The sequence below is a fragment of the Pseudidiomarina marina genome, assembly GCF_044807045.1.
GTDB lineage: Bacteria > Pseudomonadota > Gammaproteobacteria > Enterobacterales > Alteromonadaceae > Pseudidiomarina > Pseudidiomarina marina.
This window is the reverse complement of the sequence record NZ_CP085233.1, coordinates 1,752,246-1,769,075: the sequence shown is the minus strand read 5'-3', so window position 1 is coordinate 1,769,075 and position 16,830 is coordinate 1,752,246. Positions and strand designations below refer to the sequence as shown.

The following is a 16,830-nucleotide window of genomic DNA, read 5'->3' as shown; positions in this document are numbered from 1 at the left end:
CGCCTACTATTGGGTTTTGGTCATTTCTGCGTAAGTGACGGAACGTGCTTCGGTGAAACTCGCAGCGCGAGCATCTTTATTGAATGGCAAGCGTACGTCGCCAGATGCAATAGCTAGCGGTGTGAAGCTTCCGCTACGTTCTACGGCACTCGCTTTCGCCATCGGCGCTGTTGTGACGCGTCCACGAACATGTGGCTTCGTTACCGCTGCAGGTTTCGTTTCAGCTTGCTCTGCGACAGGTTTAGCAACAGGTGACTGCTCTGCTGTTTCAACTTGCTCAGCCGGTTGTTCATCAGTTTTGCTTTCTTCAACGACTGGAACGTTGGTTTCAGTTGAAACCTCTGTTTCAGTTACAACTTCTGTTGTTGCTTCAACTTTTGTGTCAACCGCTTCATTGCTTGCTGGAATATCAACCGGAGCATCTTCTACCTCGGCCGAAGTTGCTGGTACAGAAACCTCTGGCTCGGCTGAAACTTCAGTAGTTTCGGCTTGCTCGACCGGCTTCGCTTCTGCAACCTTAGCGGTAGCTTCAGACGATTGAGTTTCAACCACAGGCGTCTCTGCAACGTCTGTCTCTGCAGAATCATTTGTAGCATCTTCGCTTGACACATGGTCTTGTTCTGCTTTGCGACGTTGGCCAGCAGCACGTTGATGACGCGGTGAACGACGGCTACGATTGCGACCACGAGGTGTTGACGTGTCGCTATCGTCGGCGTTGTCGTTGGCTGCATCTGTTTGTACGTCAGTTGTTGCCGGTGCCGACTGAACCGCTTCAGACGTTACCACTTCAACTTGCGGAGCAGTGGCTGCATCCGAAGTCACCTTGGCTTCTGGTGCTGATTGCTGTTCCGCATGGGGCTGTGGCGCAGTTTCTTGTGCCGCAGTTTGAACTGCTTCAACGTCTTTTTCACTAGCTTTCTCGCCAATTACACGCACCGATTGATCAAGCTTACGACGCTGACGGCGTTGCTTCGGAACCGATTTACGCTCTTCGGTCGCTGCTGGCTCAGTACTTTTCGTTTCAGTCGTTTTGGCCGCAACATTGGTATCTTGCTCAGCGTTTTGCTTGTTACGATTTCGGCCACCACGACGACGTCCACCGCGCTCATTGCGCTGCTCTTTTTGATCGTCCTTATTCGGCTTGTTGTCGCTTGCTTTAGCCGCCTCAGGCGCTGTAGTTTCTTTGTCTTGATCGCGACCGCGGCCACGGTTATTACCGCGACGACGGTTGTTGCCGCGGTTATTACGGCGTTGATTATTGTTGTTACGACGTTGCTGATTCGACTTCTTGTTCTTATCAGACTCGCTGCTTTCGTCGCTGCTGAATAGGCCAGCTAACCACTTGCCTAAGCGTGCGAACAAACCGGGGCCTGTATCCGCTTTTGCGGCAGGCTTCGTTGGTGCAGCAGGCGCAGGTGCTGGTGCAGCCGGAGCCTGTAAACCTTTCAATGCTGGCTCTTCAAAACTAGGTTTGTCTTTGTTGAGAACAACTTCAGTGCTGGTATCTTCAGGCTTCTCAATTAACGTAAAGCTGTTAGCTTCTTCTAGCTCATCGTTACGTAAACGCTTCACATCGAAATGCGGTGTTTCAAGATGTGGGTTCGGAATCACTAAAACTGAGACATCATGACGCTTCTCAATATCGAAAATTGATTGACGTTTTTCGTTCAGTAAATAAGTTGCAACTGTAACTGGTACTTGCGCTTGAACTTGAATGGTATTGTCTTTTAGCGCTTCTTCTTCAATTAAACGCAAAATAGACAATGCCAAAGATTCAGCTGAACGAATGGTACCGTGGCCGCTACAACGCGGGCAGACATGATTTGAAGCTTCACCAAGCGATGGACGTAAACGCTGACGCGACATTTCTAACAAGCCAAAACGTGAAATTCGCGCAACTTGAATGCGCGCGCGGTCTTGCTTGAGGCTATCACGTAAACGATTTTCAACTTCACGTTGATGACGAGTAGGGGTCATATCGATAAAGTCGATAACAACCAAGCCGCCCACATCACGTAGACGCAATTGACGGGCAATTTCTTCAGCTGCTTCTAAATTCGTTTGAAACGCAGTTTCTTCAATATCGCCACCCTTGGTAGCCCGGGCCGAGTTGATATCGATTGACGTTAATGCTTCGGTTGGGTCAATAACAATGGAGCCGCCTGAAGGCAAACGAACTTCTCGTTGAAATGCTGACTCAATTTGGCTTTCAATTTGGTAATGATTAAAGAGCGGTACATCGCCTTGGTAAATTTTCACCCGATTGACGAAATCAGGGCGAATTAAGGTAACGTGATCACGAACTTGCTCGAACACCTTCTGGTTATCAATAAGCACTTCGCCAATATCACGGCGTAGGTAATCACGAATAGCGCGAAAAACGACGTTACTTTCTTGGTGAATCAAAAATGGCGCAGGGCGTGAGCTTGCTGCTTTCTCGATGGCATCCCAGTGATGTAAAAGAACATTTAAGTCCCACTCAAGTTCTTCTTGCGATTTACCAACGCCAGCGGTGCGCACAATCAAGCCCATGCTGCTTGGTAAGTTCAATGCGTCGAGTGTCGCTTTTAATTCACTGCGCTCATCACCTTCAATACGGCGTGAAATACCACCGGCACGAGGATTGTTTGGCATTAAAACTAAGTAACTGCCGGCGAGTGAGATAAAGGTCGTTAATGCCGCGCCTTTTTGGCCACGTTCTTCTTTATCAATTTGAACGATAACTTCTTGGCCTTCAGAGATAACATCTTTGATATTTGGCCGACCGGAAAACGAATAACCGTCAGGGAAGTAGGTTTTAGCAATTTCTTTTAGGGGCAGAAAGCCATGGCGTTCGGCGCCGTAATCAACAAATGCGGCTTCTAAGCTAGGTTCGATACGGGTAATTTTACCCTTATAAATATTGGCTTTTTTCTGTTCATGACCTGGGCTTTCAATATCCAGATCATATAGACGCTGGCCATCGACCAGCGCAACGCGCAATTCCTCTTGCTGCGTTGCATTAATTAACATTCTTTTCATTAGTTGTAGCTCGTTATGTCAGGCTACAACACAGTACGACAGGCGTTCGCCATCGCTATTTCGAGATTGAATTGTTTTCTATTAGGGTTACTAACTAACACCTAACATCCCCCGTTTTACTACTTGGTATAAACGTGAGACTTGCAATTTGTTACCAAGCCGAAATGCGCTTGTAAAGGCCATACTGCGTTGCAGCATTGGTTCTTCAATTTGGTTTGATTTATAAAAGGCGGTGCACTCAATCAATCTTCAAAACACAATTCGGTGAAGATGAGCCAACGATATTCCGTGCCATCAACTTCTCGATGCCGTTCTAAGTGAACCAGCTGTCGTAAGCTGAGGTGGATGAATTGGCAGTGATGCTTTCCGCTCAAACCACGCGTTAAATTTTTCTCTGTTCTTGCATCATAGCGGGCTTTTATCAGCTGCGCATGATGTACCGCTCTCTGTTAAACCGGTGCGGATTTTTCCGGTTCCTGATTATCCCACGAAAATCGTTGTAAATACAAGATGAACATTGTCAAGAGCTCATGCTAAAATCCGCGCCCTATGAGCGAACAAACAACAATTTCACAAGGTGTGCGTTTTCAAACCGTTGAATCGGGTTATCAAGATCAACGCATCGACAATTATTTACTTGCGCAGTTAAAAGGCGTACCCAAGTCTTTGGTGTACCGCATTCTGCGTAAAGGTGAGGTGCGGGTAAATAAAAAACGCGTCAAGCCGGAGTATAAGCTTCAAGTGGGCGATGTGATTCGCATTCCGCCAGTGCGCGTGGCCGAGTCGAATCCGTTACCATCGGCCAATCTAGATCAAGTGCAAGCCTTGCAACATCAAATTCTATACGAAGACGACGTATTGATGGTGATGAATAAGCCGGCTGGGTTAGCGGTTCATGGTGGTTCAGGTTTGCAGTTTGGCTTAATCGAAAGCTTGCGTGCACTGCGCCCCGATGCGAAACAAATGGAACTTGTTCATCGACTAGACCGCGAAACGAGCGGCTGTATTCTGATTGCAAAACGCCGCTCAGCGTTGCGAAGCCTACACGAGCAGTTACGCAACAAAACCATGGATAAGCAATATCTTGCTTTGGTGCGTGGGCATTGGCAAAAGCACGTGAAATTTATTGCCGCACCATTATTGAAGAATACGTTAAAGTCAGGTGAGCGCGTCGTTCGTGTCGATGCCGAGGGTAAGCCGTCAGAAACACGCTTTCGCATTGTTGAACAATTTACGCAGTGCACCTTAGTAGAGGCGTCGCCGATTACCGGACGTACACATCAAATTCGCGTGCACGCTTTGCATGCTGGGCACCCAATTGCCTGTGATCCGAAATATGGCGATAGCGAATTTGACCAAGCCATGCAGCAAGTAGGACTGAATCGCTTATTTCTGCATGCTCACAAATTGACGTTCAAACATCCGCAAACGGGTAAAGAAATTACGGTTAATGCGCCATTAGATGAAACGCTGCGACGCACATTAAAACAATTAGGTGGCCATAAATTTATATGAAGTATCCTCTGGTAATTTTTGACTGGGATGGCACCTTGATGGATTCGGTGGGGCGTATTGTCTCGTCGATGCAGCGCACGGCAGCTATCTTAAAGTTGCCTGAACCGACGGTAACAGCGGTCCGTGAAATTATCGGGATTAGCCTAGAACCGGCGATTGAAACGTTGTTTGGCCGATTGTCGGCTTCGCAATTCGAACAGTTTATGACGGTTTATCGCCAGCAATACGTACACGATGATATTACGCCATCTCCGCTATTCACTGGCGCTCGCGACACATTGGAAACGTTGCGTGAGCGAGGCTACACGTTGGCGGTAGCAACCGGTAAAGCGCGTCATGGTTTAGAACGTGTATGGGAAGAGGCTGATATTCGTCATCTGTTTCATACGTCACGCTGTGCTGATGAAACCGCATCAAAACCGAATCCCAAAATGCTATTGGATATTCTAGCCGAAACAGGATTCCGAACTGATCAAGCGGTTATGATAGGTGATTCAGTGCATGATATGCGCATGGCAGAAAATGCGCAGATGGCGCGTATAGGTGTGAGCTTTGGCGCCCATGACGCAAAGCGTCTGCAAAATCATCAGCCATTAGCTATCATTGACCAGCTGAGTGAACTGAACGACCACGTTTAAACTCAGTAATAACGAACACAAAACTTAATGAGTAACGTCATGATTGCATCGATCGTATTAGCATCGACATCGCCATTTCGTCGCGAGCTACTGAAGAAAGTGGTGAAAAACTTTGCTGTCGCAGCACCGCTTGTCGATGAAACTCCGCAGCAACAAGAAGCGCCAGAACATCTGGTTGAGCGCTTAGCTATCGCGAAAGCGAAAGCGCTCGCCGCTGACTATCCTGCGCATGTACTAATTGGCTCCGATCAAGTTGCAGTGGTTGATGGTAAGATTCTAGGCAAGCCGGGTACGAGCGAGAATGCGGTAAAACAATTGGAGATGATGCGCGGCAAAACCGTGACGTTTTTAACTGGTTTAGCTGTTTACGATAGTGCGGAGCAGCGGCTACAGTCAGCAGTTGAGCCTTTTCATGTCACCTTTCGCGATATATCCGATGCTGAAATAGCGGCCTATGTGCAGCGTGAACAACCTCTGAATTGCGCCGGTAGCTTTAAAAGTGAAGCGCTAGGTATCAGTTTATTTTCGCGTTTGCATGGCGATGATCCAAACACATTGGTTGGCTTGCCGTTAATTCGCTTACTCGCAATGTTACGCGAGTGGGGAATTAATCCGTTAGTTGACGAAAACAGCGAGCAAAGCCAATAAAACCACTTGTGTTCAGCCGTTTAATCCTTTAACATTCGCGCCCTATGCAGAAGGTTCGAGTACCGATTACGGTAGATCCGGTTAAAAGTGCCGGCAAACAATTGACTTATATCGGAATCGTTCCGGGGAAGTCGCTTGTTCGTTTACAAGAGTTGTTGGTGGAAGCCTGCCCTGATATTGATGTATCACTTAATTTTGATATCGACGAGCAGGGCATTAAACGCATTCGCGGTGAGGCACAAGTTACTGTGCAAGCAAGTTGCGAACGCTGTGGTGACCCAATGACGGTGCCGTTGCAGAGCACATTTATATATGCTCCGCTAACACGGCGGCAAACGGCCACCGATATGCCAGAGGAATACGAACCGATTGAACTGGATGAACTCGGTGAAGTTAATCTGCATGAACTTGTTGAAGATGAGCTGATATTGGCAATGCCTGTGGTGGTAAAACACGACGAGCGCGAATGTCGGGTAGATAGTAATGCAATGAAATGGGGAGTCATTGATGACTCGCCGGAAGCAAAGGATAATCCTTTTGCGGTGTTGCAAGAATTAAAGCGTAAATAAACTTAGGAGATAGCGTAAAATGGCTGTACAACAGAATCGGAAAAGTCGTTCGAAGCGCGACATGCGTCGTTCTCACGATGCACTGAGCGGCCCTACACTGTCGGTTGATTCTACCTCTGGTGAAACGCATCGTCGTCACCATGTAACAGCTGATGGTTTTTATAAAGGCCGTAAAGTAGTTAACAAGTAACCAGCATTGGAAAGTGAGGCAATGGCCACACTGACAACACTGGCACTTGATGCAATGGGGGGCGATCATGGCCCCTCAATTGTTATAGACGCCCTGCAAAGGGCGTTAGATGCATTTCCTGACGTTCATTTTTTGGTCGTCGGCGACGAAGAAGAACTCCTTCCATTACTGACTCAAGCTAAGTTAGCGACTCATTCGCGGGTGACGTTGAAGCACGCGAGTCAAACTGTGACCATGACCGATAAGCCCGGTTATTCACTGCGCGCTAAACCTGATTCATCAATGCGTGTTGCCTTAGAACTTGTTGCTGCCGAAGAAGCTGCAGCCTGTGTTAGCGCAGGTAATACCGGCGCGTTGATGACAAAAGCGTATTTCACCTTAAAAACCTTACCCGGTGTATTGCGACCCGCACTCATGTCTGCGATACCGCAACAGCAGGGCGGTTCAGCGTTTGTGCTTGATTTAGGAGCGAACCCAGTTTGCGATTCCGATACGCTATTCCAATTTGGCGTGATGGGCTCGGTTGCAGCTCAAGAAGTACTGGGCATTGCCAAACCGCGAGTCGCATTGCTGAACATGGGTGAGGAAGAAATTAAAGGAAATGATGTGGTGAAAGCCACTGCTGCCTTGCTGCAACAATCGCACCATATTAATTATATTGGTTTTATTGAAGGCGATGATTTATTCGCTGGAAAAGCAGATGTGATTGTGTGTGATGGCTTTGTCGGCAATATCGCATTGAAAAGCTGCGAAGGTTTAGCTGAACTTTTATTGAACAATATCAAAGCAAATATTCATGCCCATTGGTTAACCCGGTGGTTCGTGAAACTCTTCTATCAACGTTTACAACGCTCATGGGATTGGTTGAAGCCCGACCACTACAATGGCGCGAGTTTGATAGGATTGCGTGGAGTGGTTATAAAAAGCCATGGTGATGCTAATGCGCGCGCATTCTATAGTGCCATTGAGCAAGCCGTGGAAGAAACTCAACGCGATCTACCAACACGAATTCGTGATCGAGTAGAACAAGTTCTGTTAGAGCAGGAATAAACGTTATTATGCCATCAGTAATCGCAGGAACTGGCCATTATTTACCGGCCCAGCGCCTGACCAACACTATGCTAGAACAGCGTGTGGATACAAGCCATGACTGGATTGTTGAACGCACAGGAATTCATGAGCGCCGTATTGCCGAGCCAGCTGAAAGTGCCGTAACGATGGGCGCTGCAGCTGCACGTCAAGCGTTACAAGCGGCAGGTATTAACGCCGATGATCTCGATTTGATTATTGTGGCGACCACGTCGGGTGAGCGCGCTTTCCCGAGCGTTGCTTGCGAAATTCAAGCGGCTCTTACCGAAAATAATATTCCAGCATTTGACGTTGCAGCGGCCTGTTCAGGTTTTATCTTTGCTTTGAGTGTGGCGGATCAATACATTCGCAGTGGCATGTATGAAAAAGTATTAGTGGTCGGCTCAGATGTTTTATCGCGGTTGTGTCATCCTGACGACCGCAATACACTGGTACTATTTGGTGATGGCGCTGGTGCCGTCGTACTTGAAGCAAGTGATCGCGCCGGTATTATGTCCACGCACTTGAACAGTGCCGGCGAGTTTGCTGATCTTTTAGGCGTGAACCATTTGTCGCGTACCTCACCTGAGCAATTGGGTGAAGCCTGGATGTATATGAAAGGCAACGAGGTATTTAAAGTTGCGGTAAGTAAGCTGAGTGAATTGGTGGTTGATACCTTAGCCGCCAATAATATGCAGGCTTCAGATCTTGATTGGTTAGTGCCACATCAAGCGAATTTGCGCATTATTAAAGCAACTGCAAAGAAGCTGAAAATGCCAATGGAACAAGTGGTTACGACGTTAGAATATACTGGCAACACGTCGGCAGCTTCGGTGCCGATTGCACTCGATGTTGCCATTCGTGATGGTCGAATTCAGCGCGGTCAGAAATTATTATTAGAAGCCTTTGGCGGCGGATTCGCCTGGGGTTCAGCATTGATTGATTATTAATAAGGAAGCATTCATGCGAGCTTATGTTTTTCCGGGGCAAGGTTCACAAGCCGTTGGTATGTTAGCGGATGTCGCGACGCAGTATCCTGTCGTCGAAGAGACATTTGCCCAAGCTAGCGCGGTTCTCGGTTACGATTTGTGGAAGTTGGTGCAAGCTGGACCGGCAGAGCAACTCAACGAAACGCAGCGCACGCAACCGGCGCTGTTAGCCGCCAGTGTGGCGTTGTACCGCGTGTTAGAGCAGGCAGGTGTGCCAGCGCCAGAAATGATGGCTGGGCACAGCTTAGGGGAATATTCCGCATTGGTTTGTGCTGGTGCCTTAGCTTTTGAAGATGCGATTGTGCTAGTCGCTAAACGCGGCGAATTTATGCAAAGCGCGGTACCTGCCGGTATTGGTGCGATGGCCGCAATTATCGGCTTAGAGGATAAGTTAGTTGAACAGGCGTGTGCGGAAGTTGCCGGTGATGAAGTGGTGTCGGCGGTTAATTATAATTCGCCAGGCCAAGTGGTGATTGCCGGTCATAAAGCCGCCGTCGAACGCGCAGGAGAAGCTTGTATTAAAGCGGGGGCGAAACGTGCGCTACCGTTACCGGTGAGCGTACCATCGCATTGTTCGTTGATGCAGCCTGCTGCTGAGCAACTTGCGGTTGAGCTCGGTAAACTAACAGTGAATACCCCTCAAGTGCCGGTGGTCAACAATGTTGATGTATCTGCGCCACGTGAAGCTGATGAAATTCGTGATGCGTTAGTTCGCCAATTGTATTCGCCAGTACGCTGGACCGAGACAATCCAATATCTCGCCGAGCAGGGTGTGACTGAAATTTACGAGATTGGTCCAGGTAAAGTATTAACTGGCTTAACCAAACGCATCGATAAATCGATTCAAGGCGACGCCGTAAATACGGTCGACGCTATTGCAGCAAGGAAATAATATGACTGATTTAATGAATCTTGATGGCCAAGTGGCCTTGGTTACAGGTGCTAGCCGAGGTATTGGTAAAGCGATTGCGCAGCAACTTGCAGCCCGCGGCGTAAAAGTTGTTGGTACAGCAACTACCGAGAGTGGCGCGAAAGCGATTAGCGATTATTTAGGTGCTGATGGTGAAGGCGTTGCATTGAATGTGACCGATGAAACTAGCGTTGCGGCGGTGTTAAAATATATTGACGACACTTATGGTCAGCTCGATATTTTGGTAAATAACGCGGGTATTACCCGTGATAACTTACTGATGCGTATGAAAGACGATGAATGGGATAGTGTCATGGACACTAACTTGAAATCGGTCTACCGCTTGAGTAAAGGCGTGATGCGCGGCATGATGAAACGTCGCCAAGGCCGTATCATTAATATTTCATCGGTGGTGGGAACTACCGGAAACCCAGGGCAGACTAATTACTGTGCTGCAAAAGCTGGGTTGGCTGGTTTTACCAAAGCATTAGCAAAAGAAATTGCGGCGCGCGGTATTACCGTGAACTGCGTAGCGCCAGGTTTTATCGATACGGATATGACGAAGGCGTTGACAGACGATCAGAAACAAGCGATTTTTGCCAATATTCCGGCAGCGCGCTTAGGACAACCTGATGAAATTGCAGCTGCTGTGGTGTTTTTAGCATCGCCAGGCGCTGCGTATATTACGGGTGAGACCATTCACGTTAATGGCGGAATGGCCATGGTGTAAATGAATTCGACGGCAATTTTTGCTTCGGCAAACAAGCCAAGGGGTATGACCTGTCAAGGTTGGACCATTTTTTGCTTTATTATTGCCGTCGCATTCACTACACTAAGCCCAATTTTGAACTCATGACCTAAAATCAAGGGACATATATACAATGAGCACTATTGAAGAACGCGTTAAAAAAATCATCGTTGAACAACTAGGTGTTAAAGAAGAAGAAGTAAAACCAGAAGCTTCTTTCGAAAATGACCTAGGTGCAGATTCATTAGACATCGTAGAGTTAGTAATGGCTCTCGAAGAAGAATTTGAAACTGAAATTCCAGATGAAGAAGCTGAGAAGATCAGAACTGTTGAAGCTGCGATTGAGTATGTAAAAAGCCACTCAAACGACTAAGCAGATATAGCGAGAAGGGCGGAATGAGAATTCCGCCTTTTTTGTATGTGGCATAACGGCAAACCTATTTCCCAACCCGCACTTGATCGTGGCCTACAATTTGGCGACGGGCATTTCACTACACTCGTAATACGTCACGGTCAACCTGAATTTTGGCCCCGTCATTGGCAGCGTTTAACTGAAGCCAGTCAGCGCTTAGGAATGGCATTACCACCTCGTCACGAAATCGAACAGCTGTTTCAGCGCATTGTGCAACAACAACCTAATTGTGTAGTCAAAATAATTGTCACGCGCGGTTATAGTGAACGCGGCTATGCGCCGTCGGTCGATGGGTCAGTCAATTGGTATGTGACGACGGCTCCGTTACCGACATGGCAACAACGAGCCCTACACGTTGAACAAGCTGAATTTCAACTAGCAATTCAACCGCGGCTGGCCGGATTGAAAACACTAAATCGCCTCGAGCAGGTATTGCTGGCACAGGAGCGCACTGAACGCCAAGTTGATGACTTGATTGTGTGCGATAGTAGCCTTCACATTGTAGAGGCGATCAGTAGCAATTTATTCTGGTATGATGGCGTTAACTGGCGGATTCCGCAGTTAAAAAACGCCGGCATTGCCGGTATCATGCAAGCAGAAATTTGTGCTGCGGTGTTACCTAAAGCAATACCCACCAATGCGGTTTGGAACGATTTGATATCGGCTGACCAAGCCTTTGTGTGCAATACTGTGTTAGGGCCGCGTCCGATAGGCCAAATTGGCTCGCGTCAATTACCGCAGCAAGGATTACCAGAGGTTGTGAACACGTGGTATTTAAACGTTTTATCCAAATCTTCGTAGGCTTTACCGTTATAGCTGCTGCTGCAATTGTGGCCGGGCTAGGGTATAGCTATCAGCAACTACAGCAACCCCTTGATCTCGAGCAACCGATTTTGTTTGAAGTGAAGCGTGGTATGCATGCGCGAACTATTCTCGAGCAGCTCAATACGCAAGGTGCCGATATTCGTGTTACCCCTGTTTATGTTGCTAGTCGTTTGTTCGATATCCCACAACGTTTGCAAGCTGGTGTCTACGAAATTCATCCGAGCGATAACGTCGCGAATGTCTGGCGTAAACTACGTCAGGGTGAACAATATTTATTTCAGGTAACCTTGGTTGAGGGAAGAACATTCGCTGAATGGTTATCGATTCTTGGTCAGGCGGATCGATTGACCATTAACGACCAAGGTGCAGATCTCGCAACGGTTATCGAGCGTTTAAATGAGCGTTTAGGAACCACGCATACTTCATTTGAAGGGTTGTTATATCCCGATACCTACAAGTATACGAGCGGAACCAAAGCTATCGATATATTGGTAAAAGCTTACCAAAGAATGCAATCCGAGCTGACAGAAATTTGGGCCCAACGAAGTGGCGATTTACCCTATGAAAAGCCGTACGAGTTGCTTATTATGGCTTCTATCATTGAAAAAGAGACGGGTATTGGTGGTGAGCGTGGCAAGGTTAGCTCAGTATTTATAAATCGACTGCGCAAAGGTATGCGTTTGCAGTCAGATCCGACAACTATTTATGGGATCGAAAATTTCGATGGCAATTTAACGCGCGTACATTTACGTGAGCTGACGCCATTTAATACTTACCGCATTGATGGTTTGCCACCAACACCAATAGCGATGCCAAGTCGTGAAAGCTTAATTGCCGCGGCGCACCCTGAACAAACCGATTATTACTATTTTGTTGCTGATGGTTCTGGTGGACACGTGTTTTCAAAAACACTTGTTGAGCACAACCGTGCAGTAAATCGTTACCAAAGGAATCAAGGTTAATGCCACTGGGCAAATTTATTGTCATTGAAGGATTAGAAGGCGCCGGTAAAAGCTCAGCAATTGCCAGTGTGGTCGCCCATTTACACGCTAAAGGCATTGCAACGCAAACAGTACGCGAACCCGGTGGTACGCCATTAGCTGAAGCAATTCGAGCGTTAGTAAAGCAAGACTGGGAAGAGCGCTTAACCGCAGAGACTGAATTGTTGCTCATGTACGCGAGCCGCGCCCAGTTAGTGGAAAACGTAATTAAACCAGCATTGCAAAAGGGCATGTGGGTCATAGCTGATCGTCATGACTTATCCTCACGTGCCTATCAAGGTGGTGGAAGGCAACTCGGTGATGAGAAACTAACAACACTTCGTCAGCTCGTACTTGGCGATTTCGTACCAGATTTAACGCTACTTTTAGATGTTGATCCGAAACAGGGATTGGAGCGCGCTCGTGAGCGCGGTGAACTTGACCGTATCGAACAAGAGGATCTTGCCTTCTTCGAGCGAACACGGGAACGATACTTACAAATTGCTCAAGATGAGCCAAATATTTGTGTCGTGAATAGCAACCAAGCGATGGCCGATGTTCATCGCGACTTATTGAATCAACTTGAGCAACATTTATTTCATGAGTATGGGTAAGAAATGAGTTTACCTTGGTTACGTGAACCCTGGCGGCAATTGGTTGCTGATTATCACAATCAGCGCTTTGGTCATGCTCATTGTATTCCTGATAGAAAAGGGGTAGGTGCCGAGGCCTATACACAGACTCTGGTGAAATTTTTGCTTTGCCTACAGCCACAGAAACAAGCTTGCGGTCAATGTAAAAGTTGTTTGTTGATGGAGGCAGGTACGCATCCAGATTATTACGAAGTAGCGAGTGAGGATAATCGAGCCATCGGGGTTGATAAAATTCGTGAGCTAACGCAGCAGCTACAACAAACAGCGAGTCAGCACGGAAGCAAAGTTGCGTGGATTAAGGATGCTCATCGCATGACGATTGAAGCGGCAAATGCGCTGTTAAAGACCCTCGAGGAGCCGAGTGGAAATACCTATTTGATACTCAGCCCTGAACGCACCAGCGACTTGTTACCAACGTTGCGTAGTCGTATGCGCCTACATACCTTTCACGAGCCAAGTCAAACAGCCGTAGAAGATTGGTTAACACAGCAATTGGGGCGAACGTTATCGGAAGCTGAGCGGGTTCGTAGTCAGCAATTTCCGGGAGCTCCATTGACAGCCTTAGCGGCATTGAATGGCGAATTGGCAGATCCGGTCGACTTCGTTCAAGTTATCGCCAACGCCATGATATCCGAAACAGCGTGGCCCCAGCCCAAGAAAGATGATGTGCAACAATGGCTCGAAGCCTCATTGGCTTGGTTGCAAGAACTCATCCGTATCCGTCAGCGGGTTGCGCAACAACGATTACACTACCCGCAGCTTACTCTGGCCGCACAGGAATGGCTGCAACGAGAGCAGATATCTGTTACAACATTAAACGGTTGGCTCGCTTTATGTTATAATTTGCGCAAAATTACACGTGAACAGTCCGGCTTAAACCTACCATTATTATTACAACAACAGTGGTTACAATGGATACACAGACCGTAGCAGCTGACGCTGAAGCAGAGTTACCAAAGAAACGAATTGTGCTTGGCACTGAAGCGCAATTGCGACGTTATTACATGCCATTTATTAAAGGTGGCGGGTTGTTTCTGACAACCGATGAACCGCTGAAAATCGGGGATGCGTTTTTACTTGAAGTGCGTTTGTTTGGTGAACAAAACTCAGTATTGGTGAAATGCAAGGTTGTGTGGTTAGCGCCTTCTAAGCCTGGACGTCCGGAACAGCAGGGCGTTGGTGTGCAATTTATTGATGATAAAGCCATGTTAAAAAACATGATTGAATCAAAGTTAGCGGCTATTGGTAATACCGGTACACCGACCGCTACCATGTAATGCATCATTGAGTTTGGAGTTGTTGTGTTTGTCGATTCCCACTGTCATCTTGATAAAATTGATTTAGCAAATTTTAATGGCGATTTTGCAGCCATTGTTGAAGCTGCTCGTGCAGCTCAAGTTCAACACATGCTCTGTATTGGCGTGACGCTTGATGACTTTCCGGCAATGCGCGAGAAAGTAGCTGGCTTTTCTGACATCAGTATTACTTGTGGTGTTCATCCACTCTATGTCGCCAAGCATCCACTAGATAAAGCGCAATTGCGAGAATGGGCCGCATTGCCAGAGGTCGTTGCCATTGGTGAAACCGGCCTTGACTATTATTACGACCCAGAAAGTCGTCCCGTGCAGCAAGAAAGTTTTGCCTATCATATTGATCTTGCGAATGAATTAGACAAACCATTAATTATTCATACGCGCGATGCGCGCGACGACACCATCGCAATGCTGCGTGAAGGTAAAGCCGAGCGTTGTGGTGGTGTATTGCATTGTTTCACCGAATCACTAGAAATGGCGCAGCAAGCAATTGAACACCTTGATTTTTATATTTCCATTTCAGGAATCGCCTCGTTTCGCAACGCCACAGAATTGCGTGACGTCGTAAAAGCGTTACCGCTTGAACGCCTGTTAATTGAAACTGATAGTCCTTGGTTGGCGCCGGTACCGCATCGAGGTAAAGAAAATCAGCCAGCTTTTGTTGCTGACGTTGCGAAATGTGTCGCGGATGTGAAGGGCGTGACCTTATCTGAAGTGGCTGAAGTAACCACCCATAACTTCTATTCGTTGTTTAAACGAGTGCGAACATAAATTTGTACGTTTTTTACACAAAAAATTCGCATTTTAAAAATAACGATCTACACTAGATCTTACCCTCGACATTTATCGAGTTAGCGCACGGCTCAATCCCTTGAGCCATTCCCCTAAGCTCGGGACAACTTGGATTCGTCCCGAGCATTTTTTTGTCTATAATTTATAATTATAAAACAAAAGGTTAACTCAAATGGGTGAATGAATTTTATCCACGCCATATGACTAATAAAATCAATATTGGACAGATGAATTTGACGTACCATGGCCAAACTTTCCAGAACCAAGTTTTATCAATTTCAGGCGCGCCTTCTTGAAGAGCTTTAAGCAAAAAATGCTGGCGAAGAATCCACGTTAGTAACAAACCAAATACAAGTGCTAGCAACGGTTGCATGTATACGGTTGTAAAGGTTACTACTGCGCCAAATAGGCTGGAAAAATTATAAATAATAATGGCTGAGATAAGACCAATTGTCGCGCCAACAACCCAAACCATTTGCGCACGTGGTTGACCTGTTTCCTCAACGAGTGCATTGACCGGCGCTTCGAGCATGGAAATAGATGAAGTAATTGCAGCGATTACCATTAGTGCGAAGAAGGCGAGTCCTACCCATAATCCAGCTGATCCCATCGAATCAAACATAGCCGGCAACACGTTGAATACCAGTGTGTCGCTCGATAATAGTTGTCCAGCTTGGTCATAAATCACAACACCGAGTTCTTGCGCGGCAAACATCGCAGGCAGTATGAGTAGACCGGCTAAGAATGCGACAGATGTATCGAGTCCGGCAACCCAACCGGCGGTTTTCGGGAGGTGTTCATCTTTTGAGAGATAAGCACCATAGGTCATCATGCAGCAAACACCTAAAGAGAGCGAGAAAAATGCTTGCCCCATCGCTCGGATCACAAGGTTTGGATTCGTCACCTGCTCAAAATCAGGCGTGAGATACATTTTTAAGCCGTTAATAGCACCAGGCAGCGTTAGAATGTAAAGCGCCATGGCAATCAGCAGAACAAACAACAACGGCATAAGGCGACGCGACCAACGCTCAATGCCGTCAGTTACGCCAGAGCGCACGACATGAATGGTAAGCACAAGGAACAAGACCATCATGATTAAATTGCGCTCAACACCAAAATCGGTCAACCAAGTGGCTGCACTATGAAATCCTAGCAACTCGGCTAATGGCGCAAACATAAACGCGAGCAGCCAACCGGAAACAATGGCGTAGAAGCTTAGAATTAGCGAGAGCACAGTTAACCCAACAATACCGGTAAATGCTCCAAAGCCACGCCAAAAAGGTTTCTCGCTAAGCGCTCGTAATGCCTCGACTGGATTACGTTGGCGCATACGGCCAATAGTTAGCTCAGCAACCAGCATTGGATAGGCAAGTAGGGCAACCATCAAGAGATAGACCAATAAAAATGCACCACCGCCGTTTTGTGCAGCTTGGGTGGGGAATCCCCAAATGTTGCCAACACCAACAGCGGAGCCGGCTGCGGCAAGAATGAAACCGATACGAGATGAAAAAGCAGGAGATTTAAGAGCCATATTTTTTATTCTTGTTGTTCTGTTGTTA

Annotated in this window: 18 protein-coding genes; 16 read left to right on the top strand and 2 right to left on the bottom strand. The window is 47.2% G+C overall.

The window, feature by feature from the left end; all coding sequences use genetic code 11:
- Nucleotides 1–6: 6 nt before the first annotated feature.
- Nucleotides 7–3,021 carry a ribonuclease E gene (rne, locus tag LG272_RS08340; RefSeq protein WP_404407920.1) on the bottom strand — a complete coding sequence of 1,005 codons (3,015 nt, stop codon included), beginning with the start codon at nt 3,019–3,021 and terminating at the stop codon, nt 7–9.
- 549 nt (nt 3,022–3,570) lie between these two features.
- On the opposite strand from rne, the gene rluC reads away from it, so the two are divergent.
- The 16 genes from rluC to LG272_RS08260 all read left to right on the top strand — a co-directional run bounded on the left by rluC (nt 3,571) and on the right by LG272_RS08260 (nt 15,250).
- Nucleotides 3,571–4,536 carry a 23S rRNA pseudouridine(955/2504/2580) synthase RluC gene (gene rluC / locus LG272_RS08335; protein WP_404407918.1) on the top strand — a complete coding sequence of 322 codons (966 nt, stop codon included), beginning with the start codon at nt 3,571–3,573 and terminating at the stop codon, nt 4,534–4,536.
- A complete protein-coding gene (locus tag LG272_RS08330) occupies nt 4,533–5,174 on the top strand; it encodes an HAD family hydrolase (RefSeq protein ID WP_126758881.1) in 642 nt (213 codons plus the stop codon). Before rluC ends, LG272_RS08330 begins: the two co-directional genes overlap by 4 nt.
- Nucleotides 5,175–5,213: 39 nt before the next feature.
- Complete coding sequence (locus tag LG272_RS08325) at nt 5,214–5,822, top strand: Maf family protein (RefSeq protein WP_404407916.1); 609 nt, start codon at nt 5,214–5,216, stop codon at nt 5,820–5,822.
- Between the two features lie 44 nt (nt 5,823–5,866).
- Nucleotides 5,867–6,391, top strand: coding sequence for a 23S rRNA accumulation protein YceD (yceD, locus tag LG272_RS08320; protein WP_404407914.1), 525 nt, complete (start codon nt 5,867–5,869; stop codon nt 6,389–6,391).
- A 19-nt stretch (nt 6,392–6,410) separates the two neighbouring features.
- The gene (rpmF, locus tag LG272_RS08315; RefSeq protein WP_034729259.1) at nt 6,411–6,581 is read left to right on the top strand and encodes a 50S ribosomal protein L32; all 171 of its coding nucleotides are present in this window, start codon (nt 6,411–6,413) and stop codon (nt 6,579–6,581) included.
- A 21-nt stretch (nt 6,582–6,602) separates the two neighbouring features.
- A complete protein-coding gene (gene plsX / locus LG272_RS08310) occupies nt 6,603–7,631 on the top strand; it encodes a phosphate acyltransferase PlsX (protein WP_404407912.1) in 1,029 nt (342 codons plus the stop codon).
- 8 nt (nt 7,632–7,639) lie between these two features.
- Nucleotides 7,640–8,599 carry a beta-ketoacyl-ACP synthase III gene (locus tag LG272_RS08305; RefSeq protein ID WP_404407910.1) on the top strand — a complete coding sequence of 320 codons (960 nt, stop codon included), beginning with the start codon at nt 7,640–7,642 and terminating at the stop codon, nt 8,597–8,599.
- A 13-nt stretch (nt 8,600–8,612) separates the two neighbouring features.
- Nucleotides 8,613–9,530, top strand: a complete 918-nt coding sequence (gene fabD, locus LG272_RS08300) for an ACP S-malonyltransferase (RefSeq protein ID WP_404407908.1) — start codon at nt 8,613–8,615, stop codon at nt 9,528–9,530.
- 1 nt (nt 9,531) lies between these two features.
- Nucleotides 9,532–10,278 carry a 3-oxoacyl-ACP reductase FabG gene (gene fabG / locus LG272_RS08295; RefSeq protein ID WP_404407906.1) on the top strand — a complete coding sequence of 249 codons (747 nt, stop codon included), beginning with the start codon at nt 9,532–9,534 and terminating at the stop codon, nt 10,276–10,278.
- A 151-nt stretch (nt 10,279–10,429) separates the two neighbouring features.
- Nucleotides 10,430–10,669 carry an acyl carrier protein gene (gene acpP / locus LG272_RS08290; protein ID WP_126758875.1) on the top strand — a complete coding sequence of 80 codons (240 nt, stop codon included), beginning with the start codon at nt 10,430–10,432 and terminating at the stop codon, nt 10,667–10,669.
- 45 nt (nt 10,670–10,714) lie between these two features.
- Nucleotides 10,715–11,509 (top strand): aminodeoxychorismate lyase, encoded by a 795-nt coding sequence (gene pabC / locus LG272_RS08285; RefSeq protein ID WP_404407904.1) that lies wholly within the window; start codon nt 10,715–10,717, stop codon nt 11,507–11,509.
- Complete coding sequence (mltG, locus tag LG272_RS08280) at nt 11,476–12,495, top strand: endolytic transglycosylase MltG (protein WP_404407902.1); 1,020 nt, start codon at nt 11,476–11,478, stop codon at nt 12,493–12,495. Before pabC ends, mltG begins: the two co-directional genes overlap by 34 nt.
- On the top strand, nt 12,495–13,127 hold the full coding sequence (gene tmk, locus LG272_RS08275) for a dTMP kinase (protein ID WP_126758872.1): 633 nt from the start codon (nt 12,495–12,497) through the stop codon (nt 13,125–13,127). The genes mltG and tmk overlap by 1 nt, the downstream gene beginning before the upstream one ends.
- A gap of 3 nt (nt 13,128–13,130) precedes the next feature.
- Nucleotides 13,131–14,096, top strand: a complete 966-nt coding sequence (locus LG272_RS08270; RefSeq protein ID WP_404407899.1) for a hypothetical protein — start codon at nt 13,131–13,133, stop codon at nt 14,094–14,096.
- A complete protein-coding gene (locus LG272_RS08265; RefSeq protein ID WP_126758870.1) occupies nt 14,078–14,443 on the top strand; it encodes a PilZ domain-containing protein in 366 nt (121 codons plus the stop codon). Before LG272_RS08270 ends, LG272_RS08265 begins: the two co-directional genes overlap by 19 nt.
- A gap of 24 nt (nt 14,444–14,467) precedes the next feature.
- Complete coding sequence (locus tag LG272_RS08260) at nt 14,468–15,250, top strand: TatD family hydrolase (RefSeq protein WP_404407897.1); 783 nt, start codon at nt 14,468–14,470, stop codon at nt 15,248–15,250.
- A gap of 208 nt (nt 15,251–15,458) precedes the next feature.
- On the opposite strand, the gene LG272_RS08255 is transcribed toward LG272_RS08260, so the two are convergent.
- Nucleotides 15,459–16,802, bottom strand: coding sequence for a sodium-dependent transporter (locus LG272_RS08255; protein WP_404407895.1), 1,344 nt, complete (start codon nt 16,800–16,802; stop codon nt 15,459–15,461).
- Nucleotides 16,803–16,830: the final 28 nt, after the last annotated feature.

Coding starts and splice junctions, on each gene's coding strand:
- rne (WP_404407920.1), bottom strand. CDS start 3,021: ATGAAAAGAATGTTAATTAATGCAACGCAGCAAGAGGAATTGCGCGTT.
- rluC (WP_404407918.1), top strand. CDS start 3,571: ATGAGCGAACAAACAACAATTTCACAAGGTGTGCGTTTTCAAACCGTT.
- LG272_RS08330 (WP_126758881.1), top strand. CDS start 4,533: ATGAAGTATCCTCTGGTAATTTTTGACTGGGATGGCACCTTGATGGAT.
- LG272_RS08325 (WP_404407916.1), top strand. CDS start 5,214: ATGATTGCATCGATCGTATTAGCATCGACATCGCCATTTCGTCGCGAG.
- yceD (WP_404407914.1), top strand. CDS start 5,867: ATGCAGAAGGTTCGAGTACCGATTACGGTAGATCCGGTTAAAAGTGCC.
- rpmF (WP_034729259.1), top strand. CDS start 6,411: ATGGCTGTACAACAGAATCGGAAAAGTCGTTCGAAGCGCGACATGCGT.
- plsX (WP_404407912.1), top strand. CDS start 6,603: ATGGCCACACTGACAACACTGGCACTTGATGCAATGGGGGGCGATCAT.
- LG272_RS08305 (WP_404407910.1), top strand. CDS start 7,640: ATGCCATCAGTAATCGCAGGAACTGGCCATTATTTACCGGCCCAGCGC.
- fabD (WP_404407908.1), top strand. CDS start 8,613: ATGCGAGCTTATGTTTTTCCGGGGCAAGGTTCACAAGCCGTTGGTATG.
- fabG (WP_404407906.1), top strand. CDS start 9,532: ATGACTGATTTAATGAATCTTGATGGCCAAGTGGCCTTGGTTACAGGT.
- acpP (WP_126758875.1), top strand. CDS start 10,430: ATGAGCACTATTGAAGAACGCGTTAAAAAAATCATCGTTGAACAACTA.
- pabC (WP_404407904.1), top strand. CDS start 10,715: ATGTGGCATAACGGCAAACCTATTTCCCAACCCGCACTTGATCGTGGC.
- tmk (WP_126758872.1), top strand. CDS start 12,495: ATGCCACTGGGCAAATTTATTGTCATTGAAGGATTAGAAGGCGCCGGT.
- LG272_RS08270 (WP_404407899.1), top strand. CDS start 13,131: ATGAGTTTACCTTGGTTACGTGAACCCTGGCGGCAATTGGTTGCTGAT.
- LG272_RS08265 (WP_126758870.1), top strand. CDS start 14,078: ATGGATACACAGACCGTAGCAGCTGACGCTGAAGCAGAGTTACCAAAG.
- LG272_RS08255 (WP_404407895.1), bottom strand. CDS start 16,802: ATGGCTCTTAAATCTCCTGCTTTTTCATCTCGTATCGGTTTCATTCTT.